Genomic DNA, 18,601 nt, shown 5'->3' with positions numbered 1-18,601 from the left:
GGTGGGCGGCGGGCCGCCTTTTTTTTTTAAAACAACCCCCATACCACTGACCCGCTATCGCCCCCGTGTGGCCCCGTAAGCCCCCCCCCCCCACCACCACCCGGTGGCCGGGGCGGACGTCTTCCGGGCGGACAGCCCAAGGGGCGTCCCATCACGGGACGCCCCTTGGCGTGCCTTCAGAATGTGCAGATCAAGAACCTCGTGCCCCGTGGCGTACATGGCTCAAGGACCCGGCTGGAGTGGCTGCCCCCTACCACCAGGACTGGTTGTTCGGTCCGGTCTGCCACAGGCGGTCGTCACTCGGGTACGAGTAGTCCAAGCGGACGGTGTCCCATTGGTCGTTGTTGGTGTTCTGGAGGGCCATGGCCACGTCCACGTTCTTCAGCGGACGCCAGACCCACCACCGCTCCGGGTTGCCGCCCTTGGTCTCCAGGCGCAGGCTCCACTTCTGCTGGTCCGAGCCGTCACAGGCGCGCACCACGAGGCGATTCCCCCGGACCGGGTTGGTCGACTCGGGCTCGATACACCGATTCGCGGCACGGTTGCGCAGGGTCGCCGTCCACAGCTGGTTGGTGCTGTCGTAGGTGCCGTCCCAGTCCCACGCCTCCGTGATGTAGCTGTCCCAGCGGGTACCACGGAGCGCGATCACCTCGGTCCCTTCCCCGGTGCTGTCCGAGGCCAGCGCCAGGCGGCTGCCGTGCATCTTGTTCACCAAGTCTTGGTTGATGAGCGAATCCGCCGACGCCGGTGAGGCGCCGGCCAACACGATCGGGACCGCCGCACAGATGGCGGCGAGCAGCGAGAACCTGCGCTTGCGCATGACATGCAGTCCTTCCGGGAAGGGCTTGGCAGCGCGACGACGCAGCCTCGGCCCGGGAACGGCTGGGACGCTTCCACACACCTCTGCGCAATTTCTCCTGCCACGCCCGAACAGGAGTCGCAGAAACGATCCCCTGTACGCACAACGGCTCCGCCGGCAGGACACCTGCCTACTCCGCTCTCTGCGGACCGTGGTCCTCGCCCGGTCCACGCATGATGATCCAGACCGGCACAGGGGCGGTTCAGGGTGAGACGGACCGCACGACGAAGGGACGTCCCTGAAATGGGACGTCACTTCTGACCTGCTACTTCTCTGAAGTGCGGTGGGTGTGGGATTTGAACCCACGGTGACTCGCGCCACGACGGCTTTCAAGAGAGTGCTGCGAGCAGCGTCTTCGTCGTGCATGACCTGCACGTTCCCCCACCGCCGGGTCACTCACCGCCGCTGGCGGTCCACACCTGGTCCACTAGCCCATCAGATACCTCTAGGCAGTTGCTCAGACAGGGCGAGCGTCTGGGTGATCCAGCGCGCAGGCACCTTGGCAGGAGTGAACCTCCGGTGCTGGTGGCGGGTCTCCTCGCCACGCGCGTTGCGCAGCACGCCAAGAGTCGAAGACTCCAGGTAGTTGATCAAGCAAGCCCTTGGCAGCGAACAATGCCACGCTCGCCACGCCCGAGCCGGCCAGAACCCAGAGCGTGATGGTCACATCCACTGGTTCCATGCTCCTCTCACCGTCTGACAACGCGTCCGTTGATGGGGACACGCTCCAAGGGAAGCTGTGCGTCAGAGCTGTCCACCAGTGCCTCGGACGTTCCTGCTGAACTCCGGACAGTCGGCTCACCGCGCCCTAGTCTGAACGGAACTGAGCTGGACAGTTGTGGCCGATGCTGGACGACTCTGGACAGGCGGCGGCAACGAACCATGAGACGGGGCGGGGCGATGGCTGATGACTCCCTGGCGAAACAGCTGGGTCGCTTGCGCGTTCGGGCTGGAAACCCCTCGCTGCGAGACCTGGAGAAGCTCACCGATCGCCAAGGCCGAAGGATGAGCCGGGCCTCTATCCAGGATAAGTTCGCCGGAACTAGTGGTCTGAAAATGGTCCAGGTGCTGGCTCTGGTTCGAGCATGCGCCGACTACGCGCATTCGATCGGCGCTCCGCTTCCGCCGGAAGATACCGACGAGCAAGTTTGGCAAGAAAAGGCAGCACACCCCACGCCCAAAAATCGGCATGCCGTTGAACCGCCACACGAGATGATCCCCAAGGAATCCCAGGATCAGAAGACCGGCGACCCATCTGATCTAGAGGCGCTAATCCCGCCCCTCGCCAACGCCGGCATGGACGATATTGCAAATCTCGCAAGACAGGGAGCAGGCCAACCCCTAGAAACATGGCTGCCAGCTGTCGTTGTTGCACTCGGACACGCGCATATGGATTACCAAGGTTTCCTCAACTTGGCCGCCCATGCACCACCCGGCCAGATAGTGAAAATCCTCGAATCAATAGCCGAGGACGGTCCCGAAAATATCGGCAACCGATACTTCCAGACCTGCCTGCTGACTCAGCAGCCCTCAGAGATACCCAAGCTCCTGGTCGCACTTCGCCGGGCCGAAGGGGAGCTGAGCTTCTGGTACGCGCACAATTTCGTTGACGCCATTCTCGGCAAAGGCGACTGGCTAGGGGGCACCAGGCCAGATCTGGCCGACGTCCTGCGAGCGCTGCGCGCGGCCACACTGAAGGATGACGCCGATAAACTCGCAGAGAATATCGGGTTGCACGTATGGCCCAGAATAACATTGGCGACTGCCGGAGCTATCCCTGAAGCCTTTCTCGGGGATCGAGAGCTCATCCTGCATGCAGGATCACAGGGTGGACCGCATCGACTCTTGAGGTTGATCGACTGCCTGAAAACAGAGCAGATTCCGGGAATCGAATCGCATCCGACGCTGGAGTATCTACTGGCAGCGGTACCCAAGGGCAAGCATGCGGATTTCTCTCGCATGCTGGACGACGCCGGAATGCAGTCCGAAGCTCAACGATTGCTGGAACTGGAAACAGAAATTCCATTCTGACACTCTGACAACTGCGACATGCACAGAAAGCACACCCCCGGCCCATATCAGACTCGGGGGCGTGCGCGCGTAGGTCAATTAACGGGTGCTCTTCCCCCACCCACATCTAGCGATGATCAGCTGCACGCCTTCTCGATGGCCTCGAAGATGTCGGCGTCGGTCTCCTGCTGCCAGGACGGCAGGTCGGGCCAATCGGCCACGTAGCCCGGCTTCGGGTCTTCGAAGTGCTTGAACATCTGGGCTGTCCAGCACGTCGCGACGAACCGGCCCTTCTGCTCGCGGGACAACCTCGACGTGTGGCCACCGCTGATCTCGATGAACTGCCGGACCTGGTCGTAGACCGAGCCTGCGGCCTCGCGCTCCCACTGCGGGGTGTCTTCCCACGGGGTGACGTAGCCGGCCTTCGGCTCCCCGGGGAAGTGCTGGTGCACTCCCGCGATCCACGTTGCCCGAAACAGTCGTGCACCTTCGGTCTGCGACATGCCTACCCCTCTCGTCACGGCGTACTCAGCGTCGCGATCTCCGCCCCCAGCTCCGCTACGCGGTGGTCGCGGCTCAAGGGACCGAACTCGTCGCACAGGGCTTGGAGTCTACGGACGACGTACCCGGATGCTGAGGCTCGGGCCAGGCTGACGGCCTCCCGCCCGTACGCAAGAACCTGGTCGGAATCACGCCGCTTCGCTCCGATGGCGGCCAGGCTGGTCAGCACTGCGCCCCGGCGCCTATACGACTGCCCCGAGGCAAGGGCCGTCTGCGCCAATGCGGCCTTCAACGTCGCCTCCGCCAGGTCCAAGCGGCCGAGCTGCACGTACCGTGCTCCGCGTTCCTCGGCCAAGCGGGTGCCGTCGAAGCGGAGCCAGCCTCCGTTCGTGCTCTCCGTGGTGAGGTCCTTGACCTTCTCGGCCTGGTCCAGCGCGCGTTCGCACGCTGTGAGGTCCCCAAGGCCGGCGTACGCCTCCGCTTGGACCGACGCGACCCAATGCCGTGTCGAAAGGTCGTTGTCCCCTCGACCGGCCAGCCGTTCGGCCGCACCCAGCATCTGCGCCGCCTGGCGGTAGCGCTGCTCGGACATGTCCACGTAGGCGTGGCGTACGAGGGCGCAGGCCCACAGGTCGTACGCGCCCGCGTCTTTGCTGACCGAGGCCGCGAGCGAGTACGAGGCTGCGGCGTCGGTGTACCGGTTCCCGTCGAAGGCGACTTCGCCGGCCATCTGGAAGAGGTCAGCCGCTGCGCTCAGGAGGGAGCGGGAGCTGCCTCGGCTGGCGGCCAGCGCTTCGTTCAGAGTCGTCAGCTGGTCACGGATGACGGGGTAGACCGAGCCTTTCGAACGCGCCAGTTGGTAGACCTGCCACAGGTGGCTGTTCATCCGCTCGAAGTCGGCGGGCATCCCCCTCAGCACCCCATCGGTGAGGGCCTCGGCCTCGTCGACCGGTAGGGCCGTCAGGGCCCCGCTGACCGTGAGGATGCGGAGAAATTCGCGGCGGATCATTTCGTCGGGGTCTCCCGCGCTCGGGTGGTCACTGGACTGCTGCCCTGTGGCCTCCTGCCCTGCGGCTTGTAGCTCTGTCAGGAGGGCGTCAAGCTCTTGGAGGCTGACTTCGAGGGCGATGGCCAAGCCTCGCCGCTGGGGTGGTTGCGGTTCGATCCTGCCGCTCTCCCAGCGCCCGACCGTCGTGCGGTCCACGCCGAGTAACCCGGCCAATTTCTCCTGACTGTAGCCCAGGGTCTTGCGCCGTTCGGCTAGCCCCATGACGACCCCTTCCCGCGACTTCGAAGCCTGCGGCACCCGTGCACGGATCTGCTCCAAGAATGCGGCATGTATGCCGTGGAGTCCGTCGACTTCCGGCGCTTTCCTGGGAGTTGTCGGGAACGGACCGGGCATGACGCAGCGGAAGGGTGCGGATATGGCAACGCATGACGGCGCTGAAGGACACGTCCACGAACGGCTCTCTCGGCCTCTCGGCCTCGCTGCGGAGCCTCGCCTCCTCATGACGCTTCGCGTCTCCCGAGACTCCGGTCGTACGTGGTCTCAGACAACCCGTGTCCAGTCGGGTGATCGGTACGTCATCCTCTCGGACCCGGGCCGCTACCCGCCGTGTGAGTGCCCCCGCTGCCTCGGCTCCTCGCCTGTGTCGGCCCGCGCCCTGCGTCCCGCGGAGACCGAGCCGGGGGCGGCGTAGTGCACGGCTTGGGCAGGTGGGTGCTCTGCCGGGTCGGCCGGTTCGCCGGCCCTTTGCATCCGGCGATGGTCTTCGGCTCGGTGGCTCTGTATGTCCTCGGCGTCATCGTCACGTCGTAGCCGATCGACTCACCTGCTCGACCCCAGTCTTCCCACCCAATTTCCGGTGGGAGTTCCCCAAGCAGAAGGGAAGTTCGATGGTGGAAGAGAACGCCAGTTCCACGGCCCCCGAGGGGGGTGGCCTGCTCGTCGCGAAGCGGAAGATCGTCGCCGCGCGGACACGCGCCGAGCAGGAGTCTGACGTCAGCAGTGGCCGTTCCGACGGCAACGACTGACGGGGCCGCCCACGATGCTTGATGCAGCCTCGTGGGCGGGGCGTCTGGGCGGGGACACGTTCCTCGCCCAGACGTACCACCGCTCCTACGCGCACTTCCCTGGCGCCACCGACGTGGCGAGTCTGTTCACCTGGGACGACCTGAACCGGATCATCGCCACGCAGCGTCTGGAGCCGCCTCGGCTCCGTCTGTCGGCCGATGGCGAGACGGTCCCGTTGCACCGCTACGCGGTCCCGACGACCAACCGCCGCGCGGTGACCTGGTCCCGCATCCAGCCGGCAGAGCTGCACACCCAGCTCAAGGAAGGCGCCTCGCTGGTCCTCGACGCGGTCGAGAAGATCCACCCCGCCGTTGGAGTGGCGGCCGAGGGGCTGGAACGCTTCCTCGGAACCTCCGTGCAGGCCAACGCATACGCCTCCTGGACCGAGCGGGAGGGCTTTGGCCTTCACTGGGACGACCACGACGTCGTGGTGGTGCAGCTGCACGGCTCCAAGCGGTGGCGGTTGTACGGAGTCACCCGCCAGGCTCCTACGTTCCGGGACGTCGAATCGCCGGAGCAGCCTGAGGGCGACCCGGTGGCGGACATTGTGCTCGCGGCCGGTGATGTGCTCTACCTGCCGCGTGGTTGGTGGCACGCGGTCACCGCCGACCAGGGCTCGGAATCCCTCCACCTGACCTTCGGGATGGTCCCGCACACCGGCGCCGACCTCGTGCTCTGGGTCGTGGACCAGCTCCGGGCCACCCTGCCCCTGCGCACGGACATCCCCCGCTTCGCCACGCTGCCGGAACAGTCGGACTTCCTCGCCGCCGTACGCCGCGAAGTGCTCGACTTCCTGGCCGATCCCCGGCTGATCGAGCGCTGGGCGGAGTCCGGCGACACGACCGACCTCGGGCATGCCGCCCCGTCGCTGCCCTACGTTGGCGGGCTCCCCGCCATGTCGGAGATCACCGTACGGCTCACCGCCCCACGGGCGCGTGTGACGGTGAACGACGGGCACAGCACGGTCACGTTCTCGGCGGCCGGGACAGCCTGGGACTTCGCGGAGTCCGCCGGGCCGGTCCTTCACACGCTGTTGATCGGCCAGCCGACGACGCTGGGAGACCTCGCCTCAGCTGCGGGCCTGGAGGTCAAGGACGTGGCCGACCTGGTCTGGGTCCTCATCGAGGGCCAGGCCCTCGCTGTCGTGGGGACGGGGCTGTGACCGCGTCCCTGGCCCTGGGCACCTACAGGGTCCGAGACGTGGTGGAAGCAGCGCGCATGGCGGTGCAGGCCGGGACCCCGTGGATCGACACTGCTCCGAACTACGCCGACGGCCAAGCCCTCCATGACCTCGGCAGGGTCCTGCGGGAAGCCTCCAGCCCTCCGCTCGTCGCCACCAAGACGGGCTTCTTCACCCGCAGCCAGGGTCGAGCCGCCCTCAGCCGGGGCCTGCTCACCGAATACGACGCCTCCGCCGGCCACTGCCTCGACCCCTCGTTCGTCGGCTATCAGGTGGAAGAAGCGCTTGCCCTCCTCGGCCAGGTGGACCTGATGTTCGTACACAACCCGGAACGGGCTGGTCGCGCAGTGGACCGGTCGGCGATGCACTGGCGACTCCGCGAGGCGTTCACCGTCCTGGAGGAGCAGGTTCACGAGGGGCAGATCCCTGGCTACGGAGTGGCCACCTGGTCGGGCCTGCGGGAAGGGGCGTTCAGTGTGCCTGAGCTGTTGGCGCTGGCCCGGGAAGCCGCAGGGTCCCCCGATCATCACCTGATCGCGGTACAGATGCCCGTCGGCCTGATCGATGACGCCCCGATCACGCAGGCCCTGAACGGGGGCGGTCCGCTGGTGCAGGCGAAGGACGACGGGCTGATCACGTTCGGCTCCGCCCCCCTGCATGGCGGCGAACTGCTGGATGCGATGACACCCGAACTGATGGATCTGATCCGCCCTGGGCTGTCGGCCGGCACCTGTGGAGTCCTGGCCGCCGCATCCTGCCCCGCCCTGGACTTCGTTCTGACCTCCACCACGAATCGTGATCACTGGGACGATGCGGTGAAGGCACTCGCTTCGCCCCTCGACCCCGAACACCTCAGGAGAGTGACCGATGAACTCGCCACCGGATGAGGACATCCGAGCACTCATGGAGGCCGCGCACGAGCGGGCGGCCAAAGCCCAGGGCCTCACATGTACGGGGCCGCCGGTGTGGGGCTTCGCCGGGTTCACCCTGGGGCGCGGCGCGGGCAAGTACTGGCTTCGGGTCAGCCGCGGCCACTTGAAGAACGCGGGGCGCACCCCAGGACATGGCCCCGTGGGCGCGTCCCTCCTCGTACCTCGCGATGTGCCACGTCCGGCGCTGCACGGCGTCCACGACTGGGTGGACGGCGAGTGGTCGTTTCAGTCCGAGGTCCTGGACCGCGTACCGCACCCGGTCGTCTCACCCACTCGCGCTGACCTGATCCGGGACCCCGCTCTTCCGGATTCGTGGTGGGGCCTGCTGAGGCGTTCACTCGACCGCCTGACGCAGGTAGAGGGGACCAAGGAGACCGTCCGGGACTCCTGGATCGGGCGGGCCTTCCCGCAGTTCCTCGGCATCCCCGCCCCCGCGAAGATCGAACGTGTCACCGGCCACGGTGACCTCCACTGGGGCAACATCACCAGCCAGCCCCTGACCTTCCTGGACTGGGAACGCTGGGGCCGCGTCCCCGTCGGCTACGACCCCGGACTCCTCCACGCGCACAGCCTCCTCGTTCCGACCGTCGCCGAGCGCATCCGGGCCGACTTCGCCCAGGTCCTCAGCACCCCGGCCGGTCATATCGGCGAGCTGGCAGCGATCGCTGAGCTCCTCCAGGCCGTCGCCCGCGGCTTCTACCCCGAGCTGGCACCCCACCTCCTCGACCGAGCCGAGGAACTGACCGGTGTCCGCCCTCCGGTCTCGGCTCCCGCCGAGGTCAATACCTGACTCTGGTCTCTCCCCGGGCCCCGGCGCACCCCTCCCGCGCCGGGGCCCACTGGCGTGAACCACCAACGATTCGATCCCGCCAGCTCCTGCACTCCGTGATCCACTGGCTCCACCCCTCAGCGCTACTCGATGCTTCACTGCAACCCGAGCCCTGGGCAGTATTCGTCACTGTGACACGAACTTGTCTGAAGCTGAGTTTCGTTCAGCCTGACTCTGCGATGCTGGAGGCCGATCGAGAGGGGCCGCGGCGATGCAGTGGAAGATCCACGGGGAACGTCCGATCTATGAAAACAAGTGGGTGAACCTGTGGCTCACCGACATCGAAACGCCGGACGGCCACCGTTGGGAACACCACGTCGTCAAGCTCCGTCACCTGGCCGTGGCCGCCGTCATCAACGACCGCCAAGAGGTCCTGATGATGTGGCGCCACCGCTTCATCACGGACGCATGGGCCTGGGAACTGCCCATGGGCCTGGTCGAAGCCGACGAGACTCCCGGCGAGGCTGCCGCCCGTGAAGTCCTCGAAGAGACCGGCTGGCGTCCGGGCACGATGAAGCCGCTGATCTACGCCGAACCCGCGAACGGCATCACCGACTCCCAGCACCACCTGTTCCGCGCCGATGGCGCCACGTACGACGGGCCGCCGACCGAGAAGAACGAGTCGGACCGGATCGAGTGGATCCCACTGGCGAACATCCGGGGCATGATCGACCGCCGCGAGATCGTCAGCAGCGGCTCCCTCGTCGGCCTCCTCTACGTCCTGATGGACGAAGGGGTCCGCTGACAGTGCGAGGGCAGCAGCACTCGTAGCCGCGCCTCGAAGGCGACTGCGGCCGGCACCTCACGATACGGCGCAAGCTGCTCGTAGAACGGACGCAGCTGTCCCCCGTGCGGGACGGCGGGGCTTCGGTGAACCGCGGGAGGTCCCGTGGCGACCGTCGTGAACGCGATGAGTTCCGCCGGCGACGGCAGCGGAGCGGTCAGGCCAGGGGGTTGGTGCCGGCGTTCTTGCGGATCAGGACCTCCACGCCGTCGAGGACGCGTTCCAGGCCGAACGTGAAGTCGTCGTCCGTCTCCTGGAAGGTGCCGGCCTCGATCAGTTCGCGGACCGCGGGGAAGGTCTCCGCGTCGACGAACTTGTCCATGGCCCGGCCGTAGTTGGCCATGAGCTCTTCCTCGCTCTGGTCCTGGCTGGTCAGCGGCATGGACACCTGCGCGTTGTTGCGTACGTAGCCGACCATCAGCAGCATCACCGACAGCTTCTCGTTCGGTGAGAGCCCGGTGCGGCCGAGGGTGCGCAGTCCGCATTCGAGCCAGCTCATCTGGCCCGGCTCCAGGGGCGGCCCGCTGACCGGGACCTGCAGCATCCACGGGTGGCGCCGGAAGATCTCCAGGAACGCGCGGGCCCACAGCTCCAGGCCGCCGCGCCAGTCCTTGTCGCTGCCCTCGAGCAGCGGCGGCTTGCCGTACGCCATGTCGACCATGAGGGAGTGGAGCTCGTCCTTGCTCGACACGTGCCGGTACAGGGACATCGTCGCGAAGTCGAGCCGCTCGGCCACCCGGGCCATCGACAGGGAACCCAGTCCGAACTGGTCCGCGTACTCGATCGCCGCCGTGACGATCCGTGCCGCGCTCAGGCCCGTGCGGGCTCCGCGCTGTTCCTTGCTGCGCAGCTCCCACAGCACGTCGATGCTGCCCGGCAGGCCGCTGCCCTCGTTACTGGTCATGGAGCGTCCCGCCTTCATTCGTCCTCTTCGAGATCCGGAGAAGATGTCGTGCGTATCACGCACGCATCAGTGACATGGTATGCGTCACCAGGCCGTTTTCCGCACCCCGGCCGGAATGCGGCACGGAATGCGGCACGGGATACGGGAAAGGCTCCCGCCGGATTCGGCGGGAGCCGTTGCCCGGCCGGGGCCCGTCAGCCCAGGTGCGCGGAGATCTCCCCCAGGACGGCGCCCGCCTGGGAGTTGAGGTAGAAGTGGCCGCCGGGGTACGTGCGCAGCGCGTACGGGCCGGTGGTGTGCCGCTCCCAGGCGCGCGCCTCCTCCGGGGTCACGTGCGGGTCGCTGTCGCCGGTCAGGACGAAGAGCGGGCAGGTCAGCGGCGGCCCGGGCTGGTACCGGTAGGTCTCGGCGGCCCGGTAGTCGGCGCGGATCGCCGGCAGGATCATGCGGACGATCTCCGGGTCGCCGAGCACCGCGGTGTCGGTGCCGGCGAGCCGGGTGATGTCCGCGAGCAGGCCCTCGTCGTCGCGCAGGTGCACGCGCTCGTCGCGGACGGTGGACGGGGCGCGGCGGCCGGAGGCGAACAGCCCGTGCAAGGTGGTGCCCTCGGCCTCCAGGCGCCGGGCGACCTCGAAGGCGAGGGTCGCGCCCATGCTGTGCCCGAAGAAGGTGACGGGCCGGTCGCACCAGGGGCGCACCTCCGCCGCGAGGGCGTCCGCGAGCTCGGCGATCGAGTCGGGGCAGGGCTCGTGGCGGCGGTCCTGGCGGCCCGGGTACTGGATGGCCAGGACGTCGGCGCCCGGGGTCAGCGCCCGGGAGACCGGGAAGTAGAAGGACGCGGAGCCGCCCGCGTGCGGGAAGCAGATCAGCCGGTGTCCGGCGTCCCGGCCGCCGGGGTGGAAGCGGCGCACCCAGGCGCCGGTCTCCACGGAGGTGGTCTGTGTCGTCATGCGGTGTACTCCTTCGGCCGTGACCCGACCGCCGCCCGGCCGCGGATCAGCTCCGAGGTGGCGGGGTCGAGTTCGCGGGGTCCTGCGTCGAACTTGCACCGGACATGGAAGAGGTCGTTCATGAGGTCGGCCGAGCCGATCTTCCGCGAGGGCCCGCGCTCGGCGATCCCGGCGATCGGGAGCTTGCCGGTGTCGGCCCAGCACAGCCGGCCGCCGGAGTCGATGTAGCTGCGCGCCCGGCCCGCGTTGTCGGGGTGCACGCAGTACGGGACGTCGAGGTAGCCGTGGCGGAACGCCTTGAGCAGGGCCCGCCCCAGATCGTCGTCGAGGTTGAGGACCGCCTCGACCAGGGCCCGCGCCTCCTGGTAGGTCGGGGAGTCGGTGAAGGTGTCGTCGCGGCCGCGGCCGGTGCGCAGCGCGGTGTTGCTGGCGTATTCGAGGGCCTGGACGTTCTCCGCGATGGTGGGGATGCGGCGGGCCTCGGCGGCGGTCTTGACGATGAGCCGCTCCGCGCCGGTGGTGACGGCGAGCCGGGCGGCGCTGGCGAGCAGCCCGTAGGCCCCGTTGTCCGTCTCCGGGTAGACGCCCATGTAGGCGTAGATGACGACGTGCCAGTTGGCCACCGGCAGCATTTCGGCGCTGAGCCGGCGCAGCGCGGTGACGGCCTCGCGGTCCTGGACGGGGTCGGTCTGCTGGGCGTAACTCATGGATATGGAGCGCAGGCCGCGCTGGGCGAAGAACATCGCTTCGAGGAAGCTGATGGCGACGAGCTGGCTGGGCGGGCACAGCTGGCCCATCATGCAGCCGCCGAAGGTCTCCAGGTGGGGTTCGATGCCGACGTCCTGCATGCGCACGTACAGGTCGCAGCAGTCCTCCCAGTTGCGGATGGCGTCGGCGAGCGGAGTGCGCCCGTAGGGCAGGCAGTACGAGACCGGCCCGCCCTCCGTGGCGTTGAGGTTCAGCCGCATCATCGCCCGGAAGATGTCGATGGGCGTGGCGGAGCCGTGCCGGACCTGGACGGGGAAGCCCTGGTCGCGTACGCCGTCGAGCACGGCGGCGGTGGTTTCCGGCGGGTGGCTGACGACGGGGTAGCCGTTGAGGTCGATGCCGTCGCGCAGGGCGGTCTCGACGGCCTCCAGGTTCCCGACGCGGGTGTAGCTGTCGAGGGTGAGGGTGCCGACGGTGGCGGCGTCGGCGGCCTTGGTGGCGACGAGTCCGGTGCGCATCCGGCCGGGGTCCCCGAAGCCCATGCGGGGCTGGACGACGAGGCGGCCGTTGCCGCCCTCCCTGCGCACGAACTCCCCGAAGTCGACGGGGGCCGGACCGGCGGGCCGCCCTTCGCGGACGGCGGTGAGTTCGCTCATGCGGAGACCCGGGCGTGGTCCGCGGCCTCCACGGCCGGCCGCCGGGGTTCCGACGGCAGGGTGGCGAGGAAGGCGTGGAACGCGGCGATCGGGTCCTGGCCGTCCTCGAACACGGCGTCGAAGCCGGCGGCCATCAGCTCGTGGGTGCGGCTGGCGCCCTCGCCGCCGTCGGTGCCGAGCTTGCCGCCGATGACGATGGGCGTCGCGGCCAGCGGGGCGGCGTCCCGCAGCTGTCCGATGACCCGCATCCCGTCCTGGTAGCCGTGGCCGTTGACGCTGCTGATCACGATCATCTCGGGATTGCGGTCGCGGCATTCGGAGACGAGCAGTTCGTCGGGTACGCACGGGCCGAGGTTGACCACGTCGTAGCCGCACTCCTCGATGAGCAGCTGGAGGAAGACGAGGTTCCAGGTGTGGGAGTCGGAGGCGAGGGTGGTGACGATCACGGTGCCCTTCGACCGCTCGACGAACGACTCCGTGCCTCTGGCGGACAGGTCATGCATCATCGCCCTCCACACTCCGGTAGGTGCGTACGTGCTCGATGCGGGAGACGGACACGACCTTGCCGCCGGAGACGGCGACCTCGGTCGGGGCCGGACGCCCGAGGAACATCAGGAGGCTCGACGTGGGCCCGTACGCGCCCGCGTTGGGGATGCGTACGAGGTCGCCCTCCTCCAGCGGGGGCAGGGCGATGCCGCGGCCCAGGACGTCGCCGGGGGTGCACAGCGGGCCGACCAGGCTCGCCTTCTCGGTCTCCTCCCCCGCCTCGACCTGCACGGACACCGGCAGCAGCCGGCCGAGTCCGGACATCCCGCCGAAGGTGTTGATGCCGGCGTCGAGGATGACGAACTTCTTGCCCCGGCTGATCTTCACGTTGCTGACGCGCGCCACCAGGGTGCCGCTGTCGCCGGACAGGTAGCGGCCGGACTCGACGGCGAGCCGCGGCGCGCCTTCGCGCCACTGCGGGAAGTGGAGGTCGAGCGAGGCCTCCAGCTCGGTGCGGAGCTTGGGGTAGCGGGCCCGCTCGCCGTGCTGCGCGTACGGGACGGAGAAGCCGCCGCCGATGTCGAGCAGGCGCAGCGGGACGCCCAGGTCGTCCTGGATCGCGGCGGCCACCCGGATGGTGTGGGTGAGTTCACCGATGAGGGATTCCTCGTCGGCGGCGTTGCTCTGGGAGAAGAGGTGGAGTCCGGCGATGCGGGTGCCGGGCACCGAGCGCAGCTGCTCGGCGAGGCCGGCGACGGTCTCGCTGTCGATGCCGAACTGGGTGGGGGCGCCGGTCATCCGGATGCTGGTGGTGGCGCTGGCCGAGGCGCTGTTGATGCGCAGCAGGCAGTCGGCGACGGTGTCGTGTTCGAGGGCGGCGCCGCCGATGTGCTCCAGGTCGCTCAGGGATTCGGCGGAGAAGGTGCGCACGCCGGCCGCGATGGCCTCGTACAGCTCCTCGGGGGTCTTGCCGGGGCCGGTGTAGAGGATGTCGGAGCCCGGGTAGCCGGCTTCGAGGGCGTTGGCGAGCTCACCGGTGGAGCTGATCTCGGCCTTGCAGGCGGGGCCTTCCCCGTCGCGCAGGGCCCGTACGAGGTCGACGTGCGGGTTGGCCTTGAAGGCGTAGAACACCTCGAAGCCCTCGGGCAGCCAGCCGAACAGGTCCCGGCGGGCGGCGCGGGCGCGGTCGAGGTCGTAGACGTAGAGGGGGGTGCCGTACTGGCGGGCGAGCTCGGTCGGCTCCATGGACGGGAAACTCACTTTCCACTTCCTTCGAGCAGCAGGGCCAGCTCTTTGCGGGCGTTCTTGCCGTGCTGGGTGAGCGGGAATTCGGCGAGCACGCGGACGATCGCCGGGACCTTGGCGGGCTCCAGGCGCTGGGCCACGCCCTTGAGCACCTCGGCGGGGGTCAGGTCGGCCTCGACGAAGAGGGCGAGGTCGTGCTTTTCGCCGGGCGCGAGGGCCGCGGCGGCGCGCACTCCGGGGATGTCCATGGCGGCGCCCTCGATCTCCAGGGTGCTCATCCGCAGGCCCTTGCGCTTGAACATGTCGTCGCGGCGGCCCTCGAAGTAGAGGTAGCCGTCGGCGTCGAGGTGGCCGTAGTCCCCGGTGTGCAGGCTGCGCTGCCCGCTGGCGGGGTCGGTGCGGAAGGTGTCGGCGGTGATCTCGGGGCTGTTCCAGTAGCCCGGCATGACGTGCGGGCCGACGGCGACGATCTCGCCGACCTCGCCGGCGGGCAGCTCGCTGCCGTCCGCGTCGACGATCAGCACGCGGGTGCCGGGGAGGGGGAGGCCGACGGCGCCGGGGCGCTCGCGGTCCTCCTCGGGGGGCATGACGGTGATGCGCTTGGCCTCGGTCTGGCCGTACTGGCGCACCACGCGGGCTCCGGGGAAGTGCTCGCGCAGCGCGTCGATGGTGGCGGGCGGCAGGGCGGCGCCGGTGTTGGTGAACATCCGGACCGGGGCCTGCGGCTCGGTGTCCCGCTTCGCCAGGCTGACGATCATGGTGGCGAAGGAGGGGACGATGGGGACCACGGTCGCGCCGGTCTCGCGCATGCGGCGCACCAGCGTGAGGTCGGAGTCCTGGTCGGCGAGGACGATCTCGCAGCGGGCGATGCAGGTCATGACGACCTTGTAGAGGCCGTAGTCCCAGGACATCGGGAAGCGGCAGAAGACGATGTCGTCCGGCCGGTACCCGAGTGCCTCGACCAGGCCCCGGGAGGCGAACGCCACCTGGGCGTGCGGGCAGACGACGCCCTTGGGGGCGGCGGTGCTGCCGGAGGTGTAGATGAGGGTCGCCACGTCGTCGGGGCGTACCTCGGAGGTGATGCGGGCGCCTTGCGTGCGCAGTTCCTCGACCTCGGACCACACGTCGGCGAGCGGGTGCACCGCGCCGACGGCCTCCTGGAGGCCCGCGCCGGTCTCGGCGTTGCCGATGGCCAGCTTGGGCCCGGCGTTCTCGCTGACCTGGCGCAGGTGGTACGGCTTCATGGTGGGGTTGAGCGGTACGAACACCGCTCCGGCCCGGGAGGCTCCGTAGAACATGGCGGCCAGCTCTCGGCTGGTCGGCAGCTGGAGCACGACCGGGTCGCCTACGCCGATGCCGCGACTGCGCAGCCAGGCCGCGAAGGCCTGGCTGTACTCGTCGAGCTCGCGGTAGGTCCAGGCACCCGCGGCGTCGCGGATGGCCGGGGCGTCCGGCGCCGCCGCGGCGGCGGCGTCCAGCAGCCCGTGGACGGTTTCCTTTTGGGACGGTCCGTGTCCGGGAACAATTCCGGCTGCTGCGGATTCTTCGCGTGCGGATTCTTCGCGTATCGAATACGAGAGGCTGACCAACGCCCCACTCCTGCCTTGAGTTGTGGCTCGGGTCGTCCCCCCGTGAACCGGCTGGAAAAGACCCGGGGGAGACAGGACATCCTTCTTTTCAGATGTCGCTTGAATTCAGACTGAGTTCGAATGGAACGACCGGGCAATGTGGTCGGTAACGACCTTCCTCACGTCGTCGGCGTGTTCGTTCAGGAAGAAGTGGCCCCCCGTGAAGACGGTGAGGCTGAACGGTCCGGCGGTGTGTTCGCGCCAGGCCGCCGCCTGCTCCGTGTCCACGTGCGGGTCCTCGGTCCCGGTCAGCACGGCGATCGGCGTGCGCAGCGGCGGGCCCGGGCGCCAGCGGTAGCTCTCGGCGGCCCTGTAGTCGCTGCGGATGGTGGGAAGGATCATCCGGACGAGCTCGGGGTCGTCCAGGACGGCCGCGTCGGTGCCCTGCAGGCGCAGGATCCCGGCGACGAGCTCCTCGGCGGTCTCGGCGGTCCCGGCCCGGCCCGACCCGCCGCGCGCCCGGGACGGGGCGCGCATCCCGGAGACGACGAGCCCGGCCGGCGGCCGGCCCCGCTCCTCCAGGCGGCGGGCGGTCTCGAAGGCGACCATGGCCCCCATGCTGTGCCCGAACAGGGTCACGGGCCGGTCCGACCAGGCCAGGACCTCCTCGGCGGCGTGCGCGGCGAGCGTCTCGATGTCCTCGATGCAGGGCTCGCTGCGGCGGTCCTGGCGCCCGGGGTACTGCACGGCGAGTACGTCCACCTCCGGGGCGAGCGCCTGGGCCATCGGGAACCAGAACGTGGCGGCGCCGCCCGCGTGCGGAAAGCAGACGAGGCGGTGGGGGGCGTCCGGCGAGGGATGGAACCGCCGGATCCATGCGCTGGTGCCCTGCAGCGTTTCCGTCATGACTCCTCGACTTCCCTTCCCGGCGACCGGGCGATATCCGGAGACCGGGCGGTATCCCGAGGCCTCACCCCATCGAAACGGCGCGCGGGCACCGGCCGCCATTGCCGCCGCCCCCTGTGACCACCCTTCACCACCCCTAATTTCTCCGGGGCCCCGCCATTCCCACCTGGGGCGCGGCGGCTTAGGGGTTTTCAGCAGAGGTGAAGGACAGCAGCCTGCATGGGGTGAACTCCGGTTGGGGGTCCCCCCGGACGGAGTCTGGGGGAGGAATGCGCGGGCGTTTTCCGGCGAACGGTGACGCACCCGTGCGTGCGCCCTCCCACTGCCACCCCGCTGAGCCCGAGCCCGACCACGACCCACGCGATCGATCCAGGCCGTGACCGCACACCAGGTGCGGGGCGGATGAGAGAGGGACCCATCCATGACGGAACTCACCACTGCGCGGTCGGAGACGACGGTCCGCGCGTTTCCGCTGCCGCGCACCGGCTGTCCGATGCAGCCGGCTCCGGACTACGCCGTGCTGCGCGAGACGGAGCCCGTCTCCCGTGTGAAGCTGACGTTCAACGGCCGCGAGGCCTGGCTGCTGACCCGCTACGAGGACATGCAGCAGATGCTGCGCGACCCCCGTTTCGAGTCGGACATCGCCGACCCCGGCTACCCGCTCCAGTTCGGCTTCCCCCTGGAGCTGCTGGAGCAGGGCATCGTCCAGCGGACCCTCTTCCACATGGACCCGCCGGTCCACACGCAGCACCGCATGATGCTGATGCCGGAGATGACCGCCAAGAGGGTCGAGGCCATGCGGCCCCGCACCCAGGAGATCGTCGACGAGCTCATCGACGCGATGCTCGCGCAGGGCGGCCCGGTGGACATCATCTCCGCGCTGACGATGCCGCTGCCGTCCGTCGCGATGACCGAGCTGCTCGACGTTCCGCGCGACCAGACGGACCTCTTCTACCGCTGGATCACCTCGCTGGTGACCCAGGGCACCCCGGAGGAGCACGCCGCCGCCAACACCGAGGTCGAGATCCTGCTGCACCGGCTGATCGCCGAGCGCACGGAGAAGCCCGCCGACGACCTGATCAGCAGCCTGATCCTGCGCAACCAGGACCGTGGCGGCGACCTCGGCCCCACCGACATCAGCGCCCTCGTCCGCACGATGATCGCGGGCGGCCACGAGAGCACCATGAACGGCATGACCATGGCCGTCCTGGTGCTGCTCAGCCACCCCGAGCAGGCGGCGGTCCTGCGCGAGAAGCCGGAGCTCGCCGGCCAGGCGGTCGACGAGCTGATGCGCTTCTCCAGCGTCGCCGACCACGGCACCGTCCGCGTCGCGAAGGAGGACGCGGAGATCGGCGGTCAGCTGATCCGCAAGGGCGAGGGCGTCATCTGCTCGCTCACCGCGGCCAACCACGACCCGAGCGTGTTCGCCGACCCGAACACCCTCGACTTCCACCGCAAGGAAGCCGCGCAGAACATCGCGTTCGGCTACGGCCACCACCGCTGCGCGGGCCAGGTCCTGGTCCGGATGCAGATGGAGGTCGTCTTCACGACGCTGCTGCGCCGCATCCCGGGCCTGCGTCTGGCCAAGCCGGTGGAGGAACTCCCCTTCAAGGAGAAGGCCCTCATCGACGGCCTGCACGAGCTGCCGGTCACCTGGTAACGGAGAGGACGAAGATGCTGCAGGTCATTATCGACAAGGACGTCTGCGTCGCCTGTGGGGCCTGTGTGCTCTCGGGCCCGGACGTCTTCGACCAGAACGAGGACGGCCAGGCCGTCCTCGTCGTCGACGAGCCCGGCGAGTCGCTGCGCGACCAGATCCTCGAGTCCATCGAGGCCTGCCCGGTGCAGGCCCTGAGCCTCGTCGAGCACGCGGTGGCCACGGCCGAGTGACCCCCGCCCGTCCGCCCGGAGACCTCCCCCCGTCTCCGGGCGGACGACAACTGGTTGACGCTCCGTCACATCGGAGTCCTTAGGTCCTTACGAACGTCTTTACGTCCTTTCGTCCTGTG

At 68.8% G+C, this 18,601-nt stretch carries 18 protein-coding genes and 1 tRNA gene; 8 read left to right on the top strand and 11 right to left on the bottom strand.

Annotated elements, in window-relative coordinates:
* Positions 1–250: 250 nt before the first annotated feature.
* Together ACFXGI_RS21910 and ACFXGI_RS21905 are read right to left on the bottom strand one after the other, a co-directional pair.
* The gene (locus ACFXGI_RS21910; protein WP_384709117.1) at positions 251–820 is read right to left on the bottom strand and encodes an RICIN domain-containing protein; all 570 of its coding nucleotides are present in this window, start codon (positions 818–820) and stop codon (positions 251–253) included.
* A 318-nt stretch (positions 821–1,138) separates the two neighbouring features.
* Positions 1,139–1,247: transfer RNA gene (locus ACFXGI_RS21905), tRNA-OTHER, on the bottom strand.
* Between the two features lie 512 nt (positions 1,248–1,759).
* Here ACFXGI_RS21905 and ACFXGI_RS21900 point away from each other — a divergent pair.
* The gene (locus ACFXGI_RS21900) at positions 1,760–2,890 is read left to right on the top strand and encodes a hypothetical protein (protein ID WP_384709114.1); all 1,131 of its coding nucleotides are present in this window, start codon (positions 1,760–1,762) and stop codon (positions 2,888–2,890) included.
* 116 nt (positions 2,891–3,006) lie between these two features.
* On the opposite strand, the gene ACFXGI_RS21895 is transcribed toward ACFXGI_RS21900, so the two are convergent.
* Both ACFXGI_RS21895 and ACFXGI_RS21890 read right to left on the bottom strand, forming a co-directional pair.
* Entirely contained in the window at positions 3,007–3,372 is a 366-nt protein-coding gene (locus tag ACFXGI_RS21895; RefSeq protein WP_384709111.1) for a hypothetical protein, read from the bottom strand.
* A 14-nt stretch (positions 3,373–3,386) separates the two neighbouring features.
* Positions 3,387–4,640: a helix-turn-helix transcriptional regulator gene (locus ACFXGI_RS21890; protein WP_384709134.1), complete on the bottom strand. Its 1,254-nt coding sequence runs from the start codon at positions 4,638–4,640 to the stop codon at positions 3,387–3,389.
* Between the two features lie 626 nt (positions 4,641–5,266).
* Between ACFXGI_RS21890 and ACFXGI_RS21885 the strand changes: the two genes are divergently transcribed.
* The 5 genes from ACFXGI_RS21885 (at position 5,267) to ACFXGI_RS21865 (ending at position 9,130) form a co-directional block, all read left to right on the top strand.
* Positions 5,267–5,404, top strand: coding sequence for a hypothetical protein (locus ACFXGI_RS21885; protein ID WP_384709108.1), 138 nt, complete (start codon positions 5,267–5,269; stop codon positions 5,402–5,404).
* Positions 5,405–5,418: 14 nt separating this feature from the next.
* The gene (locus tag ACFXGI_RS21880) at positions 5,419–6,606 is read left to right on the top strand and encodes a cupin domain-containing protein (protein WP_384709105.1); all 1,188 of its coding nucleotides are present in this window, start codon (positions 5,419–5,421) and stop codon (positions 6,604–6,606) included.
* Positions 6,603–7,511, top strand: a complete 909-nt coding sequence (locus tag ACFXGI_RS21875) for an aldo/keto reductase (protein ID WP_384709102.1) — start codon at positions 6,603–6,605, stop codon at positions 7,509–7,511. Before ACFXGI_RS21880 ends, ACFXGI_RS21875 begins: the two co-directional genes overlap by 4 nt.
* Entirely contained in the window at positions 7,492–8,346 is an 855-nt protein-coding gene (locus tag ACFXGI_RS21870) for a hypothetical protein (protein WP_384709099.1), read from the top strand. Before ACFXGI_RS21875 ends, ACFXGI_RS21870 begins: the two co-directional genes overlap by 20 nt.
* A 250-nt stretch (positions 8,347–8,596) precedes the next feature.
* Entirely contained in the window at positions 8,597–9,130 is a 534-nt protein-coding gene (locus tag ACFXGI_RS21865) for an NUDIX hydrolase (protein ID WP_384709096.1), read from the top strand.
* Positions 9,131–9,326: 196 nt separating this feature from the next.
* Here the strand turns inward: ACFXGI_RS21865 and ACFXGI_RS21860 are convergent, their stop codons facing one another.
* The 7 genes from ACFXGI_RS21860 to ACFXGI_RS21830 all read right to left on the bottom strand — a co-directional run bounded on the left by ACFXGI_RS21860 (position 9,327) and on the right by ACFXGI_RS21830 (position 16,592).
* Complete coding sequence (locus tag ACFXGI_RS21860) at positions 9,327–10,073, bottom strand: TetR/AcrR family transcriptional regulator (protein WP_384709093.1); 747 nt, start codon at positions 10,071–10,073, stop codon at positions 9,327–9,329.
* A gap of 194 nt (positions 10,074–10,267) precedes the next feature.
* Positions 10,268–11,023 carry a thioesterase II family protein gene (locus ACFXGI_RS21855; protein WP_384709090.1) on the bottom strand — a complete coding sequence of 252 codons (756 nt, stop codon included), beginning with the start codon at positions 11,021–11,023 and terminating at the stop codon, positions 10,268–10,270.
* Positions 11,020–12,387, bottom strand: a complete 1,368-nt coding sequence (locus ACFXGI_RS21850; RefSeq protein ID WP_384709087.1) for a methylaspartate mutase — start codon at positions 12,385–12,387, stop codon at positions 11,020–11,022. The genes ACFXGI_RS21855 and ACFXGI_RS21850 overlap by 4 nt, the downstream gene beginning before the upstream one ends.
* Positions 12,384–12,893, bottom strand: coding sequence for a cobalamin-dependent protein (locus ACFXGI_RS21845; protein WP_327136032.1), 510 nt, complete (start codon positions 12,891–12,893; stop codon positions 12,384–12,386). The genes ACFXGI_RS21850 and ACFXGI_RS21845 overlap by 4 nt, the downstream gene beginning before the upstream one ends.
* Positions 12,883–14,118: a type III PLP-dependent enzyme gene (locus ACFXGI_RS21840; RefSeq protein WP_384709131.1), complete on the bottom strand. Its 1,236-nt coding sequence runs from the start codon at positions 14,116–14,118 to the stop codon at positions 12,883–12,885. The genes ACFXGI_RS21845 and ACFXGI_RS21840 overlap by 11 nt, the downstream gene beginning before the upstream one ends.
* 11 nt (positions 14,119–14,129) lie before the next feature.
* Entirely contained in the window at positions 14,130–15,599 is a 1,470-nt protein-coding gene (locus tag ACFXGI_RS21835; RefSeq protein ID WP_384709129.1) for an AMP-binding protein, read from the bottom strand.
* 213 nt (positions 15,600–15,812) lie between these two features.
* Complete coding sequence (locus ACFXGI_RS21830) at positions 15,813–16,592, bottom strand: thioesterase II family protein (RefSeq protein WP_384709084.1); 780 nt, start codon at positions 16,590–16,592, stop codon at positions 15,813–15,815.
* A 421-nt stretch (positions 16,593–17,013) separates the two neighbouring features.
* On the opposite strand from ACFXGI_RS21830, the gene ACFXGI_RS21825 reads away from it, so the two are divergent.
* Together ACFXGI_RS21825 and ACFXGI_RS21820 are read left to right on the top strand one after the other, a co-directional pair.
* On the top strand, positions 17,014–18,252 hold the full coding sequence (locus ACFXGI_RS21825; RefSeq protein WP_384709081.1) for a cytochrome P450: 1,239 nt from the start codon (positions 17,014–17,016) through the stop codon (positions 18,250–18,252).
* 14 nt (positions 18,253–18,266) lie between these two features.
* Positions 18,267–18,482, top strand: coding sequence for a ferredoxin (locus ACFXGI_RS21820; protein ID WP_229345929.1), 216 nt, complete (start codon positions 18,267–18,269; stop codon positions 18,480–18,482).
* Positions 18,483–18,601: the final 119 nt, after the last annotated feature.

Origin of the sequence: Streptomyces sp. NPDC059355 (genome assembly GCF_042752335.1) — a bacterium.
In the GTDB taxonomy this organism is placed as follows: Bacteria; Actinomycetota; Actinomycetes; order Streptomycetales; family Streptomycetaceae; genus Streptomyces.
This window is presented reverse-complemented; position numbering and strand designations above follow the sequence as displayed.